Below are 22,570 nucleotides of genomic sequence, written 5' to 3' on the forward strand. Positions count from 1 at the left end.
CAAACCTACAAGGACCGAACCGACCCGGCTTGCCACGATGGGGGAACTTGCCACCATCCCTGCCGTCATCTACAACACAGGACCACTAGGCTTGCCCCCGTGCCGCTCTACGCCGCCTATGGCTCCAACATGCATCCCGAGCAGATGTTGCAGCGGGCGCCGCACTCCCCCATGGCGGGCACCGGCTGGCTGCACGGTTGGCGGCTGACCTTCGGCGGCGAGGACATCGGCTGGGAGGGCGCGCTGGCTACCGTCGTCCAAGACCCTCACTCGAAGGTCTTCGTCGTGCTTTACGACATGACCGGTGCCGACGAGAAGAACCTTGATCGCTGGGAGGGTTCCGAACTCGGCATCCATACCAAGATTCGCTGTCGGATCGACCGCGAGTCCTCCGACACGACCATCGACCCGGTATTGGCCTGGCTCTACGTCGTCAATGCCTACGAGGGGGGACTCCCGTCCGCCCGATACCTGGGCGTGATGGCCGACGCCGCGGAAATCGCAGGCGCGCCAGAAGATTACGTGCACGGTTTACGCACCCGCGCCTCACGCAATATCGGCCCGGGAACCAGCTAGACAGAACCCTGCGCGGCGCTTTGTTCGACGAGGTTCACCAGCGTCCGCACGCCGACGCCAAGAGCCCGTTCATCGATATCGAAGTTGGGTTGGTGGATATCGAGCTGCGGCCCCGATCCTGACCACACCCCCAGCCGCGCCATCGCACCCGGCACCTCCTCCAAGTACCAGGAGAAGTCCTCGCCACCACCGGACTGCGTGGTCTCCGCGAGTGCGTCCAGCCCGATGTCCTCGATGGCCCGCACGAAAATATGCGTCGAGTCGGACTCATTGATGACGGGGGGAACACCACGCCGATAGTTGAGGGTGTAGTCGATGCGCAGCGGAGCCAGCAACCCCTCGATCACATCCCGGACGGTGTCCTCCAGCGTGATCCACACATCGCGGCTGCCGGTGCGCACCGTGCCCGCCAGCGAGCCGATCTGTGGAATGGCGTTGGCCGCCTGCCCCGCGTTCACGGCACCCCACACCATGACGGTGCCGGCGCGCGGGTCGATCCGGCGACTCAACATCCCCGGCAATCCGGTGATGACGGTGCCGAGCCCGTACACCAGGTCAGCCGTCAGGTGTGGCCGCGAGGTATGACCTCCGGGGGAATGCAGCGTGACTTCGACGGTGTCCGCGGCTGAGGTGATGGCCCCCGCGCGGATTGCCACCTTGCCCACCTCCAGGCGCGGATCACAGTGCAGCGCAAAAATTCTCGTCACACCGGCCATCGCCCCGGTTGCCACCACGTCGATGGCGCCGCCCGGCATGACCTCTTCGGCCGGCTGGAAGATGAGGCGCACGCCCGAGGGCAGGGACGGAGCCGAATTCAGGGCCATGGCCGCACCCAGCAGGATGGCGGTATGTGCGTCATGCCCGCAGGCATGCGCGACATTGGGCACCGTCGAGGAGTAGGGCGCGCCGGTGCGTTCCTGCATCGGGAGGGCATCCATATCCGCGCGCAATGCCACCCGCGGGCCGTCCTCGGGCCCGAAGTCGCAGGTGATTCCGGTGCCGCCGGGCAGCACCTTCGGGTTGAGTCCGACCTCGGCCAGCCGCGCTGCCACGTATTCGGTGGTGGCGTGCTCCTGGCGCGCCAGCTCGGGATGCGCGTGGATGTGGCGGCGCCACCCGATCAGCGTCTCGGAATTCTCCGCGAGCCATTGCTCCGCGACGGCGGAAAGAGATTCGCTCACACCGTCACCGTCCTGCGCGCCAGCCGATCCAGCACCCTGGAACGCTCTGTCTCATTCTCGGCAAGCCGTATCACGGTGCGCGCCAACATCTTCGCTCCTTCAACCACAGCCCGGTCAGCGCCAGGCTCCCTGGCCGCCTTTTCGAAATCGGGCTGATGAATGACCGCTCCGCCCGAGTCGATGCCGATGACCGGGTGGATACCGGGCAGCACTTGCGTCACGTTGCCCATATCGGTGCTGCCCAGGGGCACCGCGGCCTCGAACTCGGCGGGCACCGGCGTACGGCCGAAGGACTCCATCTCCTCGCGGACCACTCCCACCAGCCACGGGTCCGGCGTCAGCTCCAGGTACGGGGGCGACGACTCGACCAGTTCATGGCTGCATCCGGTGGCCACCGCACCGGCAGCGAAGCACGCGTACACCTTCTCCTCCAGTTCGCGCAGGGAGGACGATTCGACGGCGCGCATGGTGTACTGCATCGCCGCACGAGCCGGAATGATGTTGGCCGCCTCTCCCCCCTCGGTGACGATGCCATGGATCAGCTGTCCGGGTGACAGATGCTGACGCAGCAGACCGATCGAGACCTGAGCGACCGTCACCGCATCGGCGGCGTTGATTCCCAGGTGCGGAGCGACCGCTGCGTGTGACTCCTTGCCGTGATAGGTGACCATCACGTCGGTCAGCGCGAGTGACCGCGCCCCCGCGATATCGATCGGTCCGGGGTGCAGCATCACCGCGGTCGCGATGTCGTCGAAAGCACCCGCCTCGAGTAGAAGTGCCTTGCCACCCCCGTATTCCTCTGCCGGAGTGCCGATAACCACCACGGTGAGTCCGAGTGCGTCGGCGACCTCGGCGAGCCCCAGTCCGGTGCCCACCGCGGAGGCCGCGATGATGTTGTGCCCGCACGCATGACCGATACCGGGCAGCGCGTCGTACTCGGCGCAAACACCGACGACCAGCGGACCATCCCCGAAGGTGGCACGGAATGCGGTGTCCAAACCGCCCTGACCGGTCACGATCTCGAATCCGCGTTCGGCGAGCAGCCGCTGGGTTTTCAGCGCGCTGCGAACCTCGTGGAAGGCCAGCTCGGGTTCGCCGTGAATATCGTGCGATAACGCCACCAGATCCGTTGCCGCGGCGTCCACGACCGTGCAAGCGGCCTGGGCATGCGCGGCGGACGACGCTCCGGTGCTCAAGGGCATTAGATGAGTATCCCATCATGGTTAGGCTGCGTAGCTGTGACCGATGAGCCACTTGGGCGAAGAGGCAACAGCACCGACGAGGCTCCGGCCGATGCGGCGGCGCGCGCCGCTGCGGAGATCGCCGCGCGCACCGGCGTCGCGTCCCACCCCGTCGCGGTGGTTCTCGGGTCCGGCTGGGCTCCGGCGGCCGCGGCGCTCGGTGCCCCTGCCACCACCATCCCGATGGCAGACCTACCCGGATTCAGCCCACCGAGCGCAGCCGGACACGGCGGTTCAGTGTTGTCGGTGCCTATTGGCGACAGCGGCGCGCGGATGCTGGTCCTGCTGGGTCGGATTCACGCGTACGAGGGTCACGACCTGCGCCACGTTGTCCACCCGGTGCGCACCGCCTGTGCCGCCGGTGCGCGCGCCATCGTGCTCACGAACGCCGCCGGAGGATTGCGCGACGAGTACACGGTGGGTCAGCCGGTGCTGATCAGCGACCATCTCAACCTCACGGCCCGCTCACCGTTGGTGGGTGCGCAGTTCGTCGACCTTGTCGATGCGTACGCACCACGATTACGGGCACTGGCCCGGGAAATCGATGGGAGCCTCGTCGAGGGGGTGTATGCGGGCCTTCCCGGCCCGCACTATGAGACCCCCGCGGAGATCCGCATGCTGCGCACGTTGGGGGCGGACCTGGTGGGCATGTCGACGGTGCACGAGACCATCGCCGCCCGCGCGGCCGGTGCCGAGGTGCTGGGGGTGTCCCTGGTGACCAACCTCGCGGCCGGCATGACGGGAGAGTCTCTCAACCATGACGAGGTACTGGCCGCCGGGCGCGCGTCGGCCACTCGGATGGGCCAACTTCTCAGCTCGGTGATTGGCCGGTTATGACCGGAGCGGCGCAGACGATCCAGGACTGGATCGACCATGACCCCGACCCCGAGACGGCAGCCGAGCTGCGTGCCTGCTCCGAGGAGGAGCTCGCGCAACGATTCTCGGAGCCATTGGAGTTCGGCACGGCAGGCCTGCGCGGCGCTGTCCGGGGCGGCCCGAACGGCATGAACCTGGCGGTGGTGTTGCGCACCACCTACGCACTGGCCAAGGTTCTCAAGGATCGGTGCCTCGGCGGCTCGACCGTCGTCGTGGGTCGCGACGCGCGACACGGATCCGAGCGATTCGCGCTGGGCGCGGCGGAAGTCCTTGCTGCCGAAGGGTTCAAGGTCGTACTGCTCCCCCGCCCGCTGCCCACTCCGGTGCTGGCGTTCGCGGTACGGCATCTGGACGCGGCAGCAGGCATCCAGATCACCGCATCCCACAACCCTCCCGCCGACAACGGCTACAAGGTGTACTGGTCGGGGGGAGCGCAAATCATCTCCCCGACCGATCGCGATATCGAATCAACAACAAAGGCAGCCCCTTTCGCTGATCAGATTCCCCGCACCCCCGTCACCCCCGCCGATGACACCTTGGTGGATGCCTACGTCCAACGTGCTGCCACGGTGCGCCGGGGCTCCGGCGGTGTCCGCATCGCCCTCACCGCGTTGCATGGAGTCGGCGGTGCCACCGCCGTGGCCGTGCTGAATGCCGCGGGCATCACCGATATTCACGTGGTGGACGAGCAGTTCCAGCCGGATCCGGACTTTCCGACGGTGGCCTTTCCGAATCCCGAAGAGCCGGGGGCCGCTGACGCGGTGCTGGCCCGGGCCGCCGAGATCGATGCGGATCTGGCCATCGCGCTGGACCCGGACGCCGACCGGTGCGCCATCGGGATCCCCACCACGACCGGTTGGCGCATGCTGTCCGGCGATGAAACCGGTTGGCTGCTCGGTGATTACATCCTTTCGACGCAGCCACCATCGCCCACTCCTCCGGTGGTGGCCAGCACGGTGGTCTCTTCTCGCATGCTCGCGCGCATCGCGGCATCGCTCGGCGCGCGGCACGTGGAAACCCTCACCGGTTTCAAATGGCTTGTCCGGGCGGCAGATTTCGACCTGGTCTATGCGTATGAGGAAGCCATCGGGCATTGCGTGGACCCGGCGGCCGTGCGGGACAAGGACGGTATCTCCGCGGCGGTGCTCGCATGCGACCTCGTGACACATCTGCGTGAGCTCGGATCGAGTGTGGAGGAAAAGCTCGAGAACCTGGCGATCAGGCACGGTATCCATGTCACCTCGCAGGTCTCGCTGCGCATGGACTCCCTCGCCGACATCACAGCGATGATGACGCGCCTGCGGGGGAACCTGCCCACCGCGCTGTCCGGGTTCCCGATCACCGTCGAGGACCTACTGGAACGACGGGGTCAACAGCGCACCGACGCGGTGGTACTTTCCGGCGAGATCGGGGGGTCGTCCATCCGACTGGTGATCCGCCCCTCGGGAACCGAACCAAAGGTCAAGTGCTACATCGAGGTCCGCGAGCCCGTGATCACCGATGCGACCGTCGCGCGGATCTGGGCGGGCGTGGTGGTCTCCGAGCTGGAGGCGTACGCCCGCAACATCTAGCTCGGCCCGACTTATCTGGGACCGAACTGACGATCGCCCGCATCGCCCAGGCCCGGCACGATGTACGCGGCGTCGTTAAGACCCTCGTCGATAGTGGCCGTGAACAATCGCGCGGATGTCGACGCGCCGTAGCGTGCGACACCCTCCCGGACCGCCTCCACCCCCTGCGGCGCCGCAACCACACACAACATCGTGATGTCGTTGGCACCGCGGGAGTGCAACAGATCGAGCGTATGGACCATCGAGCCGCCGGTGGCCAGCATCGGATCCAGGACGAACACCGGTTGTGTCGACAAGTCGGCCGGAAGAGATTCCAGATAGGGGGTGGGTTGCCAGGTCTGCTCGTCGCGCGCCATGCCGACGAACCCGACCCGCGCCTCGGGGATGAGGGCATGTGCCTGATCCACCATCCCCAACCCCGCCCGCAGAACCGGGACCAGCAACGGCGGATTGGCCAAACGGAACCCCGTCGTCACCGCCACCGGTGTGCGCACCGCGGAGGACTCCACCGGCGCCGAGCGGGTCGCCTCATAGACCAGCATCAGGGTCAGATCCCGCAGCGCAGCGCGGAAGGCCGCGTTGTCCGTGCCGGCGTCGCGAAGGGTGGTCAACCGGGCCGCGGCAAGCGGGTGCTCGACTACGTGCACATGCATGCCCCAGACCCTAGAGCAGCAAGCTTCGATCCCGCCGATCCCAGACGAGAGAGGTATGTGACGGGCGTCACTTTCGGCACAGTGCGGCTCTGCGCCTCTTTATCGTTCCTGGCAAAGCCAAGGCAGCTATGCTGAGCAGGTAATACAACGGGGTGGCCACGTTGCCAAAAAATCTTTCAAAAAGTTTGAGAAAGATGGAACCGAATCGCGACCACCCCCGTCGTATCCAAGTACAAGGCGAAAACTGCCCGAAAATAGGCGGTAGCCGAACCACCGGAGAGATGGAGGGGACATGGCAGACGGATTAGCAGCCGACACAGACATTCTGCGTGGCGTTGGCGGAGCTCAGCTGGGGATGGGCGGAACGCTCGCGGCGGTAGGCACCGCAGTCAGCATTTTCCCGGTCGCCGCACTGGCGCCGATCTTCGGTCCGATTGGCGCGCACTACCTGGGCGCATTCGCCGCAACCTCCGCCAAGCAAGGGCTGGACGTCGGTCAGCTCGCCATGGGCGTCACCGAGTCCGGTGTCACCACCAATGTGGCGAGCAAGGGCTACGACGACGATGACGACAACATCGGCCAGAACATCAGCGCCACCGTCGAAGGAATCGAGGCGTAACCATGGTTGAGACAAGTCCAATCTCGCCCAGCCGTTTGTCCGAGGCCGTCAACACGAACTACCCGAGCTTCGAGAACAACCCCTTCTCCGCGGGGCTGATCGGGCCGGCCATGGACATGGCGGGCACCGTCGGTAACGGCCAGTTCAAGGAGGGCCAGGACCCCAGCAAGATGCTGGAGGGCGGCATGCAGGTCATGCAGCAGGTCATGCAACAGGGCATGCAGGCGGGAAGCCAGCTCATCGGCACCTTCGCCGGTGCGGCGGCCCAGGCTCTGGGGCAGTTCGCCGGCATGGCCGGTCAGGCGTTGAGCAGCATGGCCACCCGCAGCGGCGCCATGGGCGCCAATGTCGGACAGGCATCCGAATCCACCGGCCGGGCCAGCGCCCTGATCGGTGAAGCCCTCCAGGAGTTCCAACACACATCCGAGGCGTTGACACCATTGCTCTGGGTTCCGGGGGTTGCCGCGGAGTTGGCAGAAGCCGCCAGCCGATGCACAGCGCGAGTCGCCGAGCACACCGCACAGCTCGAGGGCGAGCTGGCCGGACAGGCCGGTGAACTCACCGGTATGGCGGGTGCCGACATGGGCAACCCCGCCACACCCGCATCCGGGAGCGTCCAGCCCGCCATGTCGGCCATGCAGGGCGGCCTCCAGGCCGGGACGCAGGCGATGTCCGGCGTCGCGAGCGGCGTCACCCAGACCATGAGCTCCATGGGTCAGGGCCTTGGCCAGATCCCGCAGGCTCTCAGCGGCATGCTCAGCGGTGGTGGCGCCAGTAGCGCGCTGGCGGGTGGCTCGGGCATGAGCGGTATCGCTGCCGGTGCACTGGCCAACCCGTTCGGTGCCGGTGCCGGCCACGCCTCGTCCACCGCTGGTGGAACCAGCAGCGGATTGGGCAGTTCCAACGCCAATGCGGCCAAGATGCTGCTTGACCCGCGCAGCATGGGTAAGGGCGCGCAGTTGTTCCTGCCCGATGGCAGCACCAGCCAGGCCCCGAACGCCGCGGCGGCGGAAGCCGTGCGCAAGGCGCTCAGCCAGGTCGGTGTGCCCTACGAGTGGGGTGGCACCAAGCCCGGTGTCGGTCTGGACTGCAGTGGCCTGACCCAGTGGGCCTACGGAGAGTCTGGCGTGGACATCCCCCGCCTCGCGCAGGAGCAGGGTGTCGGTGTCCGGGTCGACCAAGGATCTGTCATGCCAGGTGACCTGGCGGTGTGGGATGGCCACGTCGCCATGGTGATCGGCAACGGCATGATGGTCGAGGCCGGTGATCCGGTGCAGATCTCCCCGATCCGCACCACCAACGCCGGGCAGGGATTCCATGGATTCTACCGACCCACTTCCTAGTTCAGGAGTGCCGCGACCCGAGCCGCGTGCGAGCATCGACATGACAAACCGTGCTCGCACGCTGCGGGTCAAGGTCTCAGAATTCGGGCTGCCGCTTGAGGTTCAGATCGAACCCGACATGCTCAGTCGTGGCGCGTCGGCACTAGCACAGGAGATCAAAAACCTGTGCGAACTCGGTGCCGCGCGCTGCGGTGCGGCACGGCGCGAGGAGCTTGCCGAAAGCGGCATCCCCGAATACCTCCTCGACAAGATCGGTCTGGCGACGCCCGCTCAAGTCGCCGACCTGGAATTGCGCCAATCCGAAGAGCAGCTGGAAAGGAGATCCTGATGACCGAGCCAGACCTCACCTTCTTCCGGGCACTCGAACAGCAGTATCAGGAGACCATGACGCGGGCCCGTGCCGGGGGCCACATACTGAACAGCGCCGTCGAGGAGCTCAAAGGCCTTCGCGGATGGGCTCGTTCGGCGCAGGGGCATGTCGAAGCGGAAGCCAATGGCAATGGTGCGCTGACCAACCTGCGACTCGACGATTCGGTCACCAAGCTCTCGCCCAAGATCGTCGGGCAGATCGTGGTAGCCACCGCGGCAGCCGCCGCGGGCCAGGCCTTCGATCACCGTGAACGCGTGCTAGCGCAACTCTTGGCGGATCTCAAGAATCCGCAGCCGTAACGGTTTTCGAGCTACAAACCCGCGCGGTCTCGGTGTGAATCGGTCAGAAAGACCGTGTTTTTGGCGTCCCGCCAGTCTTGACTGAGCCGTCCGTCGCGATAGGCGTACGGTGTCAGCCCGGCCGGCTGCAGCAGGGACACCACGTCGTCCGAGGGTGTCTCGATGATCATCACCGGACGCGAGGCAGCGATCGTGGCCAACCCACCACGAATGACCGCGGCCTCCAGACCCTGTACATCGATCTTGATCACCTGAGGATCCAGGCCGAAGTCGTCCAGCCGCCGAACCTGCACGGGATGGCGCTCGATCGTCAGTTTGGATGCGTCGAACCCTGCCAGGGTGTCGGGATTGAGCCAGCCGCGCGCCTCGTTTTCATCCAGGGAGGCCAGACCGTCGTAGACGAAGTTCCGGTATCGGGGAATGAACAGATCGAAGGTACCGTCCGCGTCGGAGAGTCCGCAGGCATGCACGTGTACGGTCTTGCTTTCATATCGGCGTCTAAGTCGCTGAGCCAGAACGGCATTGGGCTCGAAACTAACGATTCGCTCCGGCGACGCCGTGCGCTGCAGCGCACAGATGCTCTGCCCCCAGTTGCCGCCGATGTCCACCGCCTCCGAGATGGGTCCCAAGCGACTCAGAAGGTGGAATTCGGGGTCGATGCGCCATCCGAACAGTCGAGTGCCCATGTTGTACGCGCCGAACTTGAGCGGCCGCAGAAACGGTAGATAGGTTTGCGCCATCCTCAGCGCCGGCATGCTCACGTGGGCACATTAGCGGAAAGACGAAGGCGGATCTGCGCCAAGGAATCACACCTCACCCGACCTGATGAGGCGCAGGGGATCACCGTCACACCTACCGACCCCTCATATGTGCACCGGTAGGTGCTCGCGGCGACCAAAAATGCACGTGCGTGACCGGCCGAATGGCCGTCACACAGAGCACATCCACGCTGCGGGCACGGCCCGAAGAGACAGGGTCCGCACTTAGCCCGCCGATCGCGGGAGCCAGCAGAAAATATCGCGTCTGACCTGCCCAGCGCAACCTTTTCGGAATACTCGCGGCTCTGCTCTACACCGAGCGCTGATCGATTGCCGACACGTGCTCCGCTGATAACATCCGAAGGTGGCGCGTGAGTGGCTTCTGCTGGAGACACTCGGCGACGAGCCCACGGTCATCGCCTCCGGCAGTCAGCCGCGGAACATGATTCCGCTCGGCGCGTTCCTGCGCCGCAATCGAAATCTCGGCCTGATTCGCCGAGTCATCACCGCGGTGACAAAGGCAAACAAGGCCGCGCGCATCGGCCCACCCGACTCGGAATCGGTGATCGACATCCGACCGATCGCCATGCCCGACGGCCGCGTGCACGGGGTCTGGCTGTGGACGGGAGCAGCACCCCCCTCCTCCGATCCCCCGCGCGAGGGCGGTGCGGTGGTCCTCAACGCCGATACCGGCGCCCTGCACATCAGCGACGGTGCCGCCCTGGCCATGGGAATGGCTCCCGCCGAGCCGCATGCCCACATCAGCATGCCCGAGCTCTATCGCTACCTGGCGCCCAATCCGGGCGAAACGGATGTCCTGGGGCTCATCGTGACCGCGACCGAAGGCATGACCTATAGCGCCACCTGGCCCGGTGTGGACAGCGACGGCAATCCCACGCTGTGCCACTTCGCCAGCCGATTGGTTCTGGAACCCAACCACCAGGGTGTCCCCGAGCGTCTGGGACGCGCGATCAACCTGCGAGTCGGTCGGCCGGCCCCGCCGGTCCCGCTGCTGGAGCAACAGATCCTCGAGGCCACCGCTGAGCCCGGCATGTATCGCGCGTTGGTCATGATTGCTTCACGGAAATTGATCAAGTGGATCGATCCTCCTGCCCCGGAATGGCATTGGGAGTTCGATCCGCTGGGTCGCCCCAAGATTCACCCGGACGACCAGGCGAATCTGAACTTCATGATCGATAACGCCGTCTTTGGTGTGACCGAGGCGGTTATCCGGTTCCGCTGCCACGACGACAGCTGGGAACCGCTGCACTGCTCTACCCAACTAGTACGGCTCAACGAGAGTGCGACCGTCGCACTCATCACCCATCGGCGCCGGTAGCGGGCCGGACGCACGCACCGGATCCTCGCTCGAGAATTGCTAACATCCCGGCATGGCCGGCGATTGGATGCTGCTAGAGACCCTGAGCGAGGTACCCACGGTCATAGCTATCGGATTGCAGGCCCGCACCATGGCGCCGCTCGAATCGGTGCTGGGCCGCAACCGGCACCGCCCCTTGATCGAGGCGGCGATCGCCGAATGCCGTCGCACGGGTGATCCCGCAGAGGCCCTCACTCCGGCACGGGATCGCATCGTGCGAGTACACCCGATAGCCATGGGACAGGCGCATGTTCACGGCGTCCAGGTGTGGTTTGGACCGGCAGACCTCGCGCCGCCGCCGCGGCCCGTTGCGGGAGCGTGCCTGGGCGATCTGGACACATCGGTCACAACGCTCACCGAAGGCTACTTCGACGTGATGGGCTTCGATCCGAGCAACAGATCCGAGAAACAAGCCATCGCCGAAGGCCTTGCCCCCGTCCTGCCGAGTCCGCACAACATCGAGTTGATGGCCAACGCCGTGAACCCGGAACTCGAATCGACCTTCTGCGGGACATGCCTGGCCGCCGACCATCAGGGAAACACCCTTCAAGTCCACTACGCCGGGCGAGCGTCCAAGGAAACCGACGAGACAGGAACCGTGGCGCGCATCAACAGGATCGTGTGCACACGGGTGGAGAACAGTCCCGCCGAACCTCGGGTGGGATTGGCACAGCAGATCCTGGATGCGGTCGCGACCCCCGGAGCGCATCGGGTGCTGATCAACGTCGACACCTTCGCCGTCCTCAAATGGATCGACACGCCATACCCCGACCTGGCGTGGCGCTACGACCCCGATCGGCCCGAGAGCATCCATCCCGAGGACACCGCGGTGGCGAGAAAAATGCGGGAAGAACTGCGGACAGGCTCAACCGCCGGGGTGCTCCGGGTGCGCGCCGTGTCCGGCGGATGGCTGCAACTGCACGCCTCGGCCACCAGATTCGCGTTGCGTGACAATGCTTTTGCGGCCCTTGTCACCCTGACGGCGGCCCCGCGGCCGAACGCTCAGTCGTAGACCACCGGGGCCCGAGCGGCTCTGTTCGGCGCGCGTGCGCCGGTTCTGGCGGTGGGTCTTTCGCTCAACTCAGCTGTTCTGGCTAGGCTTGCCGCATGGCTGCTGACATCGTTCCCATCGAACTCGGGCTCACAGAGGGTGACGTGGTCACCCTGTGGGCCCCGCGGTGGCGCGACGCCGGGGACGAGTGGGAGGCGTTTCTCGGCAAGGACGACGATCTGTACGTGTTCGAGTCGGTTGCCGATCTGGTGGCCTTCGTGCGGACCGACAACGACAACGATCTGGTAGATCACCCGGCCTGGTCAACGCTGGGTGCGCTGTCGGCCGACGAGCTCGAGCCCGACGACGACAATCGCTTCGACCTGATCGGGGTGCCGGAGCTGGTTGCCGACAAGCCGAGCGAGGACGCCGTCGATACGCTGCGCGCCACGCTGGCGATCGTGGCCTCCATCGGCGCGGTCTGCGAGTTGGCGCCCATCAACAAGCTCATCAACGGCAACCCGGTGCTGGGCACGCTGTCGAGCGGGGCCGAAAGCTTCACCGGTAAAGACGGATTGAAGCGGTGGAACCAGATCGGTGCCATTGTCGGCAAGTCGTGGGACTCGGTGGTCGACGCCATCGACGAGATCGCCGCCACGCCGGATGTCGATGAAGAGCTCTCTGCCGCCGCGGATGCCGAGCTGCTTGCAGCCGCGGAAAATGCGGTCGACAATGACGATGACCTCGAGGATGACGACGAGCTGGAACTGCTCGACGAGGAATCCGACTCAAGCACCGAGAGCTCGGACGACGAAGACGACGCTGACGACGAAGACGAAGAAGACACCGAGGACGACGACGCTGACGACGAAGACGCCCCGGTTCTGGGCGGCGATGAGGACTTCTGGCTAGAAGTCGGCATCGACCCGATCCAGATGATCACCAACTCGGGAACGTTCTACACGCTGCGCTGCTACCTCAACGATGAGCCGATCTTCCTGGGACGCAACGGAAGAATCAGTGTGTTCGGGTCTGAGCGGGCGCTGGCCCGTTATCTGGCCGACGAGCACGATCACGACCTGTCCGACCTGAGCACCTATGACGACATCCGCACCGCCGCCACCGACGGCTCGCTGCGGATCGACATCACCGATGACAACATCTACGTGTTCACCGGCCTCGCCGACGACCTGGAAGACGGCATCGACGAGGTGGACCGGGATCAGCTCGAGCTGGCGGTGGAGCTGCTGACCGATGTCGCCGAGTACTCCGAGGACGACAGCGTGGACGCCGAACTGGATGGCGACACCGCACTGGGCAAGTTGGTCGGGCATCTGCTCGAACCGGATAAGCACGACGAGCCAAAGGGCCCCTTCGCCGATGCGGCCGAGAGTTGGCGGACGCTGGAGCGGGCCTTGGAAGCACGGCTGCGCCGCGAGTAGTGCGCGGCCGGCCCGTCTACCGTGACGGTTAACCGATCAGGACCGCATATCCGGGTTTGATCACGTCATCGATGATCGCCAGCCGTTCATCGAACGGGATAAAGGCTGATTTCATCGCGTTGATGGTGAATCGCTGAAGATCGCTCCAGCCATACCCGAACGTCTCGACAAGTCGCAGCATCTCGCGGCTCATCGAGGTATCGCTCATCAGCCGGTTGTCGGTGTTCACGGTCACCCGGAATCGCAACCGTGCCAGCAGATCGAAGGGATGATCGGCAATGCTGGCGACCGCTCCCGTCTGCACATTCGAGCTCGGGCACAGCTCCAACGGCACGCGGGTGTCACGCAGGAGCGATGACAGCCGACCCAGATGCGCCGTGCCGTCCGGATCGATGTCGATATCGTCGACGATCCGCACGCCGTGGCCCAGCCGGTCGGCACCGCAGAAGGCGATCGCCTCATGGATCGAGGGCAATCCAAATCCCTCACCGGCGTGGATGGTGAACCGGGCGTTGGCATTACGCATGTACTCGAAGGCGTCGAGGTGGCGGCTCGGCGGATAACCCGCCTCGGCTCCGGCGATGTCGAACCCGACCGCACCCCGATCGCGGAACTTCACGGCCAACTCGGCGATCTCCCGCGACCGTGCGGCATGCCGCATCGCGGTGACCAGGGTGCGCACCTTGATGCGCTTGCCGGCCGCACTCGCCTGCCGTTCCCCGTCGGCGAAACCGGCCAACACGGCGTCCATGACGTCGTCGAGGGTCAGGCCGGCATCGATGTGCAGCTCCGGGGCAAAGCGCACCTCGGCGTACACCACGCCATCGGCGGCAAGGTCCTCGACGCATTCGGCAGCCACGCGGTGCAGCGCCGCCGCCGTCTGCATCACTCCCACGGTGTGCGCGAAGGTCTCCAGATACCGCTCCAGGGAGCCACTGTCTGCGGCGGTGCGGAACCACGAAGCCAGGGCAGTCTCGTCCTCGGCAGGCAGGCTCTCGTACCCGGATTCCCGGGCAAGATCCAGGACGGTGCCGGGCCGCAGCCCCCCGTCAAGATGGTCATGAAGAAGCGCCTTGGGAGCCTGGGTGATTGACACCAAATTAAGTTCGGCCGTCACGCCGAAAGTCTATCGATGATGAGGGCGGCCGCAGGGGGTGCCGCACCGACACCCCACCCGCCTTCTAACGCGTCCAGCGCTGCGGGCATCCGTTCGGGGGTATCGGTGTACAGCGTGAACAGCGGTTCACCGGCGACCACCGGCTCACCCGGGCGCCGGTGAATACGCACGCCCGCGCCATGTTGCACCGACTCGCCCGGGCGGCTGCGCCCGGCCCCGAGCCGCCACGCGGCGACCCCGACCGGCATCGCATCGATGTGATGCACCACACCGCTGGACGGAGCGAGAACAGTCTCCTGGCACTGGCCGACCGGCAACGGCACCAAGAGATTCCCGCCCTGCGCGCTGATCATCGCCCGGAACACATCCATCGCGGTGCCGTCGGTCAACGTCGCGGCCGGGTCCTTGCCGTCGATACCGGCAGCGGCAAGCATCTCGCGGGCCAGAGCCACCGTGAGTGCGACAACGTCATCGGGGCCTCCCCCGGCCAGCACGTCAAGTGATTCCTGCACCTCGACCGCGTTTCCCGCGGTGGCCCCGAGCGGCGTATCCATCGCGGTAAGCAGTGCGCTGGTGGCGACCCCGTGCGCAGTGCCCAGATCGACCATCGCCGAGGCCAATTCGCGCGCTTGCTGCTCGGACTTCATGAATGCCCCCGCGCCCACCTTGACGTCGAGGACCAGCGCGGCGGTGCCCTCGGCCAGCTTCTTACTCATGATCGACCCGGCGATGAGCGGTATCGATTCCACTGTGCCGGTGATATCCCGCAACGCGTACAGCTTTCGATCGGCGGGAGCCAACGAGGCCCCGGCCGCACAGATCACCGCCCCGACATCGGAAAGCTGCTGACGTATCTCATCGTTGGTGAGGTCCACCCGGATGCCCGCGATGGACTCAAGCTTGTCCAGGGTGCCGCCGGTATGCCCGAGACCGCGTCCGGACAGCTGAGGCACCGCCGCCCCGCAGGCGGCCACGACCGCGACCAACGGCAGGCTGATCTTGTCCCCCACGCCACCGGTGGAGTGCTTGTCTACGGTCGGGCGAGACAGACCGGACAGATTCAGCCGCTCACCGGAGGCCAGAATCGCCGCGGTCCATGCCGTCGTCTCGGCAGAGTTCATCCCGCGCAGATAGATCGCCATCAGCAGCGCCGCGACCTGCTCCTCACCGATGGAGCCACGGGTGTACTCGCCGATCAGCCAGTCGATCGCTCCCGGACTCAGTTCCCCACCGTCACGCTTGGCGGCGATGATCGACGGCATATCGAATGCGTACATGTTTGCCATCAGATCCGGCCTCGTTCCAGGTCATCGGGGCCGAAAGCCTCCGGGAGCAGCTCCGCAAGTCGTCGTGGCGCATCCGAGTGATCGATCAGCAGGTCAGGGCCGCCGTGTTCGAAAAGTAGCTGACGGCACCGTCCGCAGGGCATCAGGGCCTCACCGCGCGAATCGACACAGGACAGCGCCACCAGCCGCCCTCCACCGGTGGAGAACAGGGCACACACCACAGAACACTCCGCACAGAGACCTAGCCCATATGAGACATTCTCCACATTGCAGCCGACGATGACCCGACCATCGTCGACGAGCGCCGCCGCACCCACCGGGTACTTCGAATAGGGCGCATACGCGTACTTGGTTATCGCATATGCCTTGTCCCGCAACTCATTCCAATCGATCAACATGATCGGGAATCCTCCCTGTCGACCCCATGAGAGTCGCGTCGGCTCATCATTTGCTCGTGCAAGGTTTACCTAACTTACTTTGGAGTACGGTGCATTTCGGCGCTTTTCCGTGCTCATGCGATTTCGGCGGCACCTCGGGATGGGTTTAGAGTTCGGATGACGGTTCGCCGACCACCGTTGGGCCATCGGTTGCGCGTCATGGACGCCCCCATTTACCGCGCCGTTTGGCCCCAGTCCACCATTGGTGTTGGAGGCCCACGTGACGACTGCGACGCCCGATACGGCCACATCTGGCCGTGAAGGTAATCGCCTCAAGCGATCGCTATACCGTGGTGATCCAGGAATGTGGTCCTGGGTCCTGCATCGCATTACCGGTGCCACGATTTTCTTCTTCCTCTTTGTTCACGTCTTGGATACCGCACTCGTAAGGGTGAGCCCCGAGTCGTACAACTCGGTGATCGAGACCTATAAGACCCCGATCGTCGGGCTGATGGAACTCGGCCTGGTCGCGGCGGTGCTGTACCACGCACTCAACGGCGTCCGGGTAATCCTCGTCGATTTCTGGTCCAAGGGCCCGCGTTATCAGCGGCTCATGCTGTGGATCATCGGCGGCGTCTGGTTTGTGGTGATGGTTCCCGCGGTAACCCGGATTCTCATGCACATGGCGGAGCGTTTCCTATGACAACACCTCAGACCGGTCCGAACGCGAGCGCGCGCGCCAATGGCCGCCTCGCTCCCGTGATGGAGCGCAACTACGACCGCCCTGCCGCACTGGACAATCCACGCGCACCCCGGCGGGCATCGGGCATGCCCAACTTCGAGAAGTACGCGTGGATCTTCATGCGTCTGTCGGGCATCGTCCTGATCTTCTTGGCACTGGGCCACCTGTTCATCATGCTGATGTGGGACAACGGCGTGTACCGCCTCGACTTCAACTTCGTGGCGCAACGCTGGGCGAGCCCGTTCTGGCAGACCTGGGACCTGACGATGCTGTGGCTGGCTCAGCTGCACGGCGGCAATGGCATGCGCACGATCATCGCCGACTACACCCGCAAGGATTCGACCCGGTTCTGGCTCAATTGCCTGCTGGCACTGTCGATCATCTTTACGGTTGTGCTCGGCACGTACGTCCTGCTGACCTTCAACCCGAACATCGGTTAGGGGCGATTTCCACAATGATTCAGGAACATCGGTACGACGTCGTCATCGTCGGCGCGGGTGGCGCGGGTATGCGCGCCGCAGTGGAAGCCGGACCTCGCGTTCGTACTGCGGTACTGACCAAGCTGTACCCGACACGCAGTCACACCGGCGCCGCCCAGGGCGGCATGTGCGCCGCGCTGGCCAACGTCGAGGAAGACAACTGGGAGTGGCACACCTTCGACACCGTCAAGGGCGGCGACTATCTCGCCGACCAGGACGCCGTGGAGATCATGTGCAAGGAGGCCATCGACGCCGTCCTCGACCTCGAAAAGATGGGTATGCCGTTCAACCGGACACCCCAGGGTCGAATCGACCAGCGCCGCTTCGGTGGTCACACTCGCGACCACGGTAAGGCGCCGGTGCGCCGCGCCTGCTACGCCGCGGACCGCACCGGGCACATGATCCTGCAGACGCTGTACCAAAACTGCGTCAAGCACGACGTCGAGTTCTTCAACGAGTTCTACGCACTGGATGTCGTACTCACCGAGACGCCCAACGGCCCGGTGGCGACCGGTGTGGTCGCCTACGAGCTCGCGACCGGCGATATCCATGTGTTCCACGCCAAGGCAATCGTTTTCGCCACCGGCGGTTCGGGCCGCATGTACAAGACCACCTCCAACGCGCACACCCTGACCGGCGACGGCCTGGGCATCGTGTTCCGCAAGGGACTTCCGTTGGAGGACATGGAGTTCCACCAGTTCCACCCGACGGGCCTAGCCGGTCTGGGCATCCTGATCTCCGAAGCCGTACGCGGTGAGGGCGGTCGTCTGCTCAACGCCGACGGCGAGCGGTTCATGGAGCGCTACGCCCCCACCATCGTCGACCTGGCACCGCGCGACATCGTCGCGCGCTCAATGGTTCTCGAGGTGCTGGAGGGCCGCGGCGCCGGACCGAACAAGGACTACGTCTACATCGACGTGCGTCACCTCGGCGCCGACGTGCTGGAAGCCAAGCTGCCGGATATCACCGAATTCGCCCGTACCTACCTGGGTGTCGATCCGGTCACCGAACTGGTTCCGGTGTACCCCACCTGCCACTACGTGATGGGCGGTATCCCGACCAACATCAAGGGACAGGTACTGCGCGACAACGACAACGTGGTTCCCGGTCTGTACGCCGCAGGCGAGTGCGCCTGCGTCTCGGTGCACGGCGCCAACCGGCTGGGCACCAACTCGCTGCTGGACATCAACGTGTTCGGCCGCCGGGCGGGTATCGCCGCCGCCGAGTACGCCGACGCTCACGACTTCGTCGAACTACCGGAGAACCCGGCCACGATGGTCACCAAGTGGGTGGCTGACGTGCTTTCCGAGCACGGCGACGAGCGGGTGGCCGATATCCGCACCGAGCTACAGCAGTCGATGGACAACAACGCCGCGGTGTTCCGCACCGAAGAGACGCTCAAGCAGGCGCTACAGGACATCCACCGGCTCAAGGAGCGGTACAGCCGAATCACTGTGCACGACAAGGGCAAGCGCTACAACAGCGACCTGCTCGAGGCCATCGAGCTGGGTTTCCTGCTCGAACTCGCCGAGGTGACCGTGGTCGGTGCGCTCAACCGCAAGGAATCCCGCGGCGGACACGCCCGCGAGGACTACCCGAACCGGGACGACACCAACTACATGCGACACACCATGGCGTACAAGCAGGGTGCCGAGCTGCTGTCCGATATCCGGCTGGACTACAAGCCCGTCGTCCAGACCCGGTACGAGCCGATGGAACGGAAGTACTGAGATGACTGCGGTTATCGAGAAAGCCGAAGCCGGCGACCCGCCGCTGCCGCCGGTCCCCGAGGGCGCGGTCATGGTGGAGCTCAAGATTCAGCGCTTCAACCCCGAGGATCCGGACGCCGCCGGATGGCAGAGCTTCCGCGTGCCGTGCCTACCGACGGACCGGCTGCTGAACCTGCTGCTGTACGTGAAGGGCTACCTGGACGGCACGCTGACCTTCCGCCGCTCCTGCGCGCACGGCGTGTGTGGTTCGGATGCCATGCGCATCAACGGCGTCAACCGGCTGGCCTGCAAGGTGCTGATGCGGGACCTGCTGCCCAAGAAGCCCAAGAAGATGCTCACCATCACCATCGAGCCGATCCGCGGTCTGCCTGTGGAAAAGGACCTGGTGGTCAACATGGAGCCCTTCTTCGACGCATTCCGCGCCGTGAAGCCGTACATGATCACCAGCGGCAACCAGCCGACGCGTGAGCACATCCAGAGCCAGACCGACCGCGCGCGCTTCGACGACACCACCAAGTGCATCCTGTGCGCCTGCTGCACCACCAGCTGCCCGGTGTTCTGGAGCGATGGAAGCTACTTCGGTCCCGCGGCGATCGTGAACGCGCACCGGTTCATCTTCGACAGCCGCGACGAGGCCGCAGCCGAGCGCCTGGACATCCTCAACGACGTGGACGGGGTGTGGCGCTGCCGCACCACGTTCAACTGCACCGACGCCTGCCCGCGCGGTATCGAGGTCACCAAGGCGATCCAGGAGGTCAAGCGCGCACTGATGTTCGCGCGCTAGCCGATCGACCCTTCTGCACCGCCGGGTGTGAGCGCCAATGCTCACGCCCGGCGGTTTTTTCTATGCCGGGGCGCGCGCTGTCACACATCTGAGGGCTGCCTCGTCATAGGGATATGACTGCACAATCACGCAAAACAACCCGTATCAATCCCGTCCCCCCGCAACATGCCTCCTTGCTCACCCGCATCATGTATCGGGTCGCCAAGCGGCGATACGGCCAAGTGCCCGAGCCATTTACGGTGCTCGCCCACCACCGCAAGCTGATGGTGGCGGCCGCGATGCACGAGCAGATGCTGGGCAGCGCGTCCAAGGTCTTACCTCCCAGCGTGCGAGAACTCGCGGTGTTCTGGACCGCCCGCACGGTGGGTTGCTCATGGTGCGTCGACTTCGGCTCCATGCTGCAGCGGCTCGACGGCCTGGACGTCGAGCGCCTCAAGGCCATCGACGACTATGCGACCTCCGCGTTGTACACCGATGACGAGCGCGCCGCGATCGCCTATGCCGATGCGATGACCGGCAATCCGCATGACATCACCGACGAGCAGGTCGAGGATTTACGTCGACGGTTCGGCGATGCCGGGGTGATCGAGCTGACCTACCAGATCGGCGTTGAGAACATGCGCGCCCGGACGTACGCCGCCCTCGGAATCACCGAGCAGGGCTTCAATTCCGGTGATGCATGCCGGGTTCCGTGGGCCACCCCCCACGACTCCCCGGACGCCTAGCCGCTGCACAACGGCGTGCCGCTGAACTTATCCGGATTGCTCACATCCCAGACCGCGAGCACCTTGCCGTCCCGCACGGTGTATCCGCTGACCCGGGGCAGCACCGGCCAATAGGCAGAGTCGATGGCCTCGTCTGCCGGAGTCTCGGTCAGGTACATGCCGAACTGTCCATTCACCAACGCCGGATTGATGGCCCGGATCATCCCCGGGCCGTAACGATCCAGCAATCCGAGCAGGAAGCGCGCCACCTTGTCGGGGCCGCGGATGACCCGCACCGCGGTCGGTGCCTTGCCATCGGAATCTCCCGTCATCGTCACATCCGGATGCAACAGTCGGACAACGGCTTCCACGCTGCCCGACATGAGAGCCTCGAGCAGCTTGCCGACCACCTCATTGTGCTCGGCATCGGCCACCGGCTCCGGCGTTGCGCTCACCGTCCGACGCGCACGCGTGGCAAGTTGACGCGCGGCCGTGTCATTGATGCCGAGGATCTCGGCAATCTGCTTGAAGGGCACGGAGAATCCGTCGTGCAGAACGAAGGCGACGCGCTGATCGGGCGCCAGACGGTCCAGCACCACCATCGCCGCAAAACGCGCGTCCTCACTGGCCACCAGCACCGCCAGCGGATCATTGCCATCCAGACCGGTGACCACCGGCTCCGGAAGCCACTCCCCCACATAGGTTTCCCTGCGATAGACCGCCGACCTCAGCCGATCCAGGCCGAGCCGGGACACCACGGTAGTCAGCCAGGCCGCTAGGTCCTCGATCTCGACGGTCGCGGAGTGCAGGCGCAACCAGGCGTCCTGGACAATATCCTCGGCGTCAGCGACGCTGCCGGTGAGGCGGTACGCCACCGCCTGCAATCGAGGGCGCAGCGCCTCGAACTCGTCGGTGCGATCACGAACCGGAACTGCCACATGTTGAGCCTAGGCCTGCAATAAGGTGAGCCCATGGCCAAGCCGTCGATTGACCCCGTCCGCTGGCAGCCGCCCGGGGTGCGGGCGCTATCCCTGAACCCGCAGCCCCTTCCCCCGCTCGCGGTGGTGCCGCTGCCGGGTCATGGACCCGAGGATGTCGTGGCGGACGCCGCGGGAAATATCTGGACGGGCGTGGTGGACGGAAAGATGCTCCGCATCTCGCCCGACGGTGCCGAGGTTACGCACGTCGCGACCACCGAGCACCCACCCCTGGGCCTGCATATCGCGCGCGATGGCCGCGTACTGATCTGCAGCCGCGACAAGCTGCTGGCCCTCGATCCGGCCTCCGGAGATATCGAGCCACTTGTCACCGAGGTCGATGGCCCCCCACTCATCTTCTGCTCGAATGTCACCGAAGCATCTGATGGGACAATCTATTTCAGCGAGTCGACGGCACGTTTCCCCTTCGAGGAGTATCGGGCCGCCGCCATCGAGGGCCGCGGTACCGGCCGGGTGTTTCGCCGCGATATCGACGGCACTGTCACCACCATCGCCGACGGGTTGTACTTCACCAACGGCGTCACCCTGACCGCCGACGAGTCCCGCTTGGTATACGCCGAAACCATTGGGCGGCGCCTGAGCACGATCGCGCTGTCGGGTTCGGCACAGGGACAGACCTCGAGGCTCGTCGAGGAATTGCCGTGCATGCCCGACAACATCAGCACCGGCTCCGATGGCCGGATATGGGTCGCGATGGCGGGGCCGCGCAATGCCGCGCTGGAGACGCTCGTGCCGCGCGCACCGCTGCTGCGCAAACTTCTCTGGCAACTTCCGGAATCGATTCAGCCTGCCGTCACGGCCGACGCCTGGGTTGTCGCGTTCAATCCGGACACCGGGGCGGCGGTCGCGAACATCCGCGGCCGCGACCCACTGCTGCAGACCACGACCGGTGTCGTGGAGTCCGGCGGCCGCCTCTGGCTGGGCTGCATCGGATCGTCGGCCGTCGGTCATATCAACCTGTCCGATATCGCGTCGTCCGGGTAGTCGACCGAGAAGTCACATCCGACACAGGCGTAACATCCCCCAGTTCAGGGTGGTGGTCACTTACTGTGGCA

The 22,570-nt window shown here is 65.3% G+C and carries 24 protein-coding genes; 16 read left to right on the top strand and 8 right to left on the bottom strand.

The window, feature by feature from the left end; genetic code table 11:
* The first annotated feature begins 99 nt into the window (after positions 1-99).
* The gene (locus tag MSTE_RS18760) at positions 100-576 is read left to right on the top strand and encodes a gamma-glutamylcyclotransferase (RefSeq protein WP_057964475.1); all 477 of its coding nucleotides are present in this window, start codon (positions 100-102) and stop codon (positions 574-576) included.
* On the opposite strand, the gene MSTE_RS18765 is transcribed toward MSTE_RS18760, so the two are convergent.
* Both MSTE_RS18765 and MSTE_RS18770 read right to left on the bottom strand, forming a co-directional pair.
* A complete protein-coding gene (locus tag MSTE_RS18765; RefSeq protein WP_096503512.1) occupies positions 573-1,757 on the bottom strand; it encodes a M20 family metallopeptidase in 1,185 nt (394 codons plus the stop codon). The two genes, MSTE_RS18760 and MSTE_RS18765, sit on opposite strands and share 4 nt — an antisense overlap.
* Positions 1,754-2,959, bottom strand: a complete 1,206-nt coding sequence (locus MSTE_RS18770; RefSeq protein ID WP_096503514.1) for a M20 family metallopeptidase — start codon at positions 2,957-2,959, stop codon at positions 1,754-1,756. Before MSTE_RS18770 ends, MSTE_RS18765 begins: the two co-directional genes overlap by 4 nt.
* Before the next feature lie 3 nt (positions 2,960-2,962).
* Between MSTE_RS18770 and MSTE_RS18775 the strand changes: the two genes are divergently transcribed.
* A complete protein-coding gene (locus tag MSTE_RS18775) occupies positions 2,963-3,835 on the top strand; it encodes a purine-nucleoside phosphorylase (protein WP_096503516.1) in 873 nt (290 codons plus the stop codon).
* Positions 3,832-5,445, top strand: coding sequence for a phospho-sugar mutase (locus MSTE_RS18780; protein ID WP_096503518.1), 1,614 nt, complete (start codon positions 3,832-3,834; stop codon positions 5,443-5,445). The genes MSTE_RS18775 and MSTE_RS18780 overlap by 4 nt, the downstream gene beginning before the upstream one ends.
* Before the next feature lie 11 nt (positions 5,446-5,456).
* Here MSTE_RS18780 and upp read toward each other — a convergent pair whose 3' ends face one another.
* Entirely contained in the window at positions 5,457-6,098 is a 642-nt protein-coding gene (upp, locus tag MSTE_RS18785) for a uracil phosphoribosyltransferase (protein ID WP_096503520.1), read from the bottom strand.
* Positions 6,099-6,390: 292 nt separating this feature from the next.
* On the opposite strand from upp, the gene MSTE_RS18790 reads away from it, so the two are divergent.
* The 4 genes from MSTE_RS18790 to MSTE_RS18805 are packed head-to-tail and all read left to right on the top strand — an operon-like array spanning position 6,391 to position 8,729.
* Positions 6,391-6,717, top strand: coding sequence for a hypothetical protein (locus tag MSTE_RS18790; protein WP_096503522.1), 327 nt, complete (start codon positions 6,391-6,393; stop codon positions 6,715-6,717).
* Positions 6,718-6,719: 2 nt separating this feature from the next.
* The gene (locus tag MSTE_RS18795) at positions 6,720-8,060 is read left to right on the top strand and encodes a C40 family peptidase (protein ID WP_096503524.1); all 1,341 of its coding nucleotides are present in this window, start codon (positions 6,720-6,722) and stop codon (positions 8,058-8,060) included.
* Positions 8,035-8,388 (top strand): hypothetical protein, encoded by a 354-nt coding sequence (locus MSTE_RS18800; protein ID WP_193442040.1) that lies wholly within the window; start codon positions 8,035-8,037, stop codon positions 8,386-8,388. The genes MSTE_RS18795 and MSTE_RS18800 overlap by 26 nt, the downstream gene beginning before the upstream one ends.
* Positions 8,388-8,729: a YbaB/EbfC family nucleoid-associated protein gene (locus tag MSTE_RS18805; protein ID WP_030096836.1), complete on the top strand. Its 342-nt coding sequence runs from the start codon at positions 8,388-8,390 to the stop codon at positions 8,727-8,729. Before MSTE_RS18800 ends, MSTE_RS18805 begins: the two co-directional genes overlap by 1 nt.
* Before the next feature lie 11 nt (positions 8,730-8,740).
* Here MSTE_RS18805 and MSTE_RS18810 read toward each other — a convergent pair whose 3' ends face one another.
* Positions 8,741-9,484: an FkbM family methyltransferase gene (locus MSTE_RS18810; RefSeq protein WP_096503528.1), complete on the bottom strand. Its 744-nt coding sequence runs from the start codon at positions 9,482-9,484 to the stop codon at positions 8,741-8,743.
* Between the two features lie 367 nt (positions 9,485-9,851).
* Here MSTE_RS18810 and MSTE_RS18815 point away from each other — a divergent pair, with 367 nt between their 5' ends.
* The 3 genes from MSTE_RS18815 (at position 9,852) to MSTE_RS18825 (ending at position 13,298) form a co-directional block, all read left to right on the top strand.
* On the top strand, positions 9,852-10,826 hold the full coding sequence (locus MSTE_RS18815; protein WP_096503530.1) for a GAF domain-containing protein: 975 nt from the start codon (positions 9,852-9,854) through the stop codon (positions 10,824-10,826).
* Between the two features lie 52 nt (positions 10,827-10,878).
* Entirely contained in the window at positions 10,879-11,877 is a 999-nt protein-coding gene (locus tag MSTE_RS18820; protein ID WP_096503532.1) for a GAF domain-containing protein, read from the top strand.
* Between the two features lie 95 nt (positions 11,878-11,972).
* A complete protein-coding gene (locus MSTE_RS18825; protein WP_096503534.1) occupies positions 11,973-13,298 on the top strand; it encodes a primosomal protein in 1,326 nt (441 codons plus the stop codon).
* Positions 13,299-13,326: 28 nt separating this feature from the next.
* Here MSTE_RS18825 and MSTE_RS18830 read toward each other — a convergent pair whose 3' ends face one another.
* Genes MSTE_RS18830 through MSTE_RS18840 form a run of 3 tightly spaced genes read right to left on the bottom strand, consistent with a single transcriptional unit; the run spans position 13,327 to position 16,099 of the window.
* Positions 13,327-14,415: an adenosine deaminase gene (locus MSTE_RS18830; RefSeq protein ID WP_096503536.1), complete on the bottom strand. Its 1,089-nt coding sequence runs from the start codon at positions 14,413-14,415 to the stop codon at positions 13,327-13,329.
* Complete coding sequence (locus MSTE_RS18835) at positions 14,412-15,701, bottom strand: thymidine phosphorylase (protein WP_096503538.1); 1,290 nt, start codon at positions 15,699-15,701, stop codon at positions 14,412-14,414. The genes MSTE_RS18830 and MSTE_RS18835 overlap by 4 nt, the downstream gene beginning before the upstream one ends.
* Entirely contained in the window at positions 15,701-16,099 is a 399-nt protein-coding gene (locus MSTE_RS18840; RefSeq protein WP_096503540.1) for a cytidine deaminase, read from the bottom strand. Before MSTE_RS18840 ends, MSTE_RS18835 begins: the two co-directional genes overlap by 1 nt.
* Positions 16,100-16,442: 343 nt before the next feature.
* On the opposite strand from MSTE_RS18840, the gene sdhC reads away from it, so the two are divergent.
* The 5 genes from sdhC (at position 16,443) to MSTE_RS18865 (ending at position 20,538) form a co-directional block, all read left to right on the top strand.
* On the top strand, positions 16,443-16,781 hold the full coding sequence (gene sdhC, locus MSTE_RS18845) for a succinate dehydrogenase, cytochrome b556 subunit (RefSeq protein ID WP_030096828.1): 339 nt from the start codon (positions 16,443-16,445) through the stop codon (positions 16,779-16,781).
* The gene (locus MSTE_RS18850; RefSeq protein ID WP_046254563.1) at positions 16,778-17,260 is read left to right on the top strand and encodes a succinate dehydrogenase hydrophobic membrane anchor subunit; all 483 of its coding nucleotides are present in this window, start codon (positions 16,778-16,780) and stop codon (positions 17,258-17,260) included. Before sdhC ends, MSTE_RS18850 begins: the two co-directional genes overlap by 4 nt.
* A 14-nt stretch (positions 17,261-17,274) precedes the next feature.
* Positions 17,275-19,029 (top strand): succinate dehydrogenase flavoprotein subunit, encoded by a 1,755-nt coding sequence (sdhA, locus tag MSTE_RS18855; RefSeq protein ID WP_046254564.1) that lies wholly within the window; start codon positions 17,275-17,277, stop codon positions 19,027-19,029.
* A 1-nt stretch (position 19,030) separates the two neighbouring features.
* The gene (locus MSTE_RS18860; RefSeq protein WP_070915267.1) at positions 19,031-19,813 is read left to right on the top strand and encodes a succinate dehydrogenase iron-sulfur subunit; all 783 of its coding nucleotides are present in this window, start codon (positions 19,031-19,033) and stop codon (positions 19,811-19,813) included.
* Between the two features lie 113 nt (positions 19,814-19,926).
* Positions 19,927-20,538, top strand: a complete 612-nt coding sequence (locus MSTE_RS18865) for a carboxymuconolactone decarboxylase family protein (protein WP_096503542.1) — start codon at positions 19,927-19,929, stop codon at positions 20,536-20,538.
* Here MSTE_RS18865 and MSTE_RS18870 read toward each other — a convergent pair.
* Positions 20,535-21,455, bottom strand: coding sequence for a sigma-70 family RNA polymerase sigma factor (locus tag MSTE_RS18870; RefSeq protein ID WP_096503544.1), 921 nt, complete (start codon positions 21,453-21,455; stop codon positions 20,535-20,537). The two genes, MSTE_RS18865 and MSTE_RS18870, sit on opposite strands and share 4 nt — an antisense overlap.
* Before the next feature lie 33 nt (positions 21,456-21,488).
* Between MSTE_RS18870 and MSTE_RS18875 the strand changes: the two genes are divergently transcribed.
* Positions 21,489-22,499, top strand: a complete 1,011-nt coding sequence (locus tag MSTE_RS18875; RefSeq protein ID WP_096503546.1) for an SMP-30/gluconolactonase/LRE family protein — start codon at positions 21,489-21,491, stop codon at positions 22,497-22,499.
* Positions 22,500-22,570 lie beyond the last annotated feature (71 nt).

Origin of the sequence: [Mycobacterium] stephanolepidis (assembly GCF_002356335.1) — a bacterium.
Taxonomy (GTDB): Bacteria; Actinomycetota; Actinomycetes; order Mycobacteriales; family Mycobacteriaceae; genus Mycobacterium; species Mycobacterium stephanolepidis.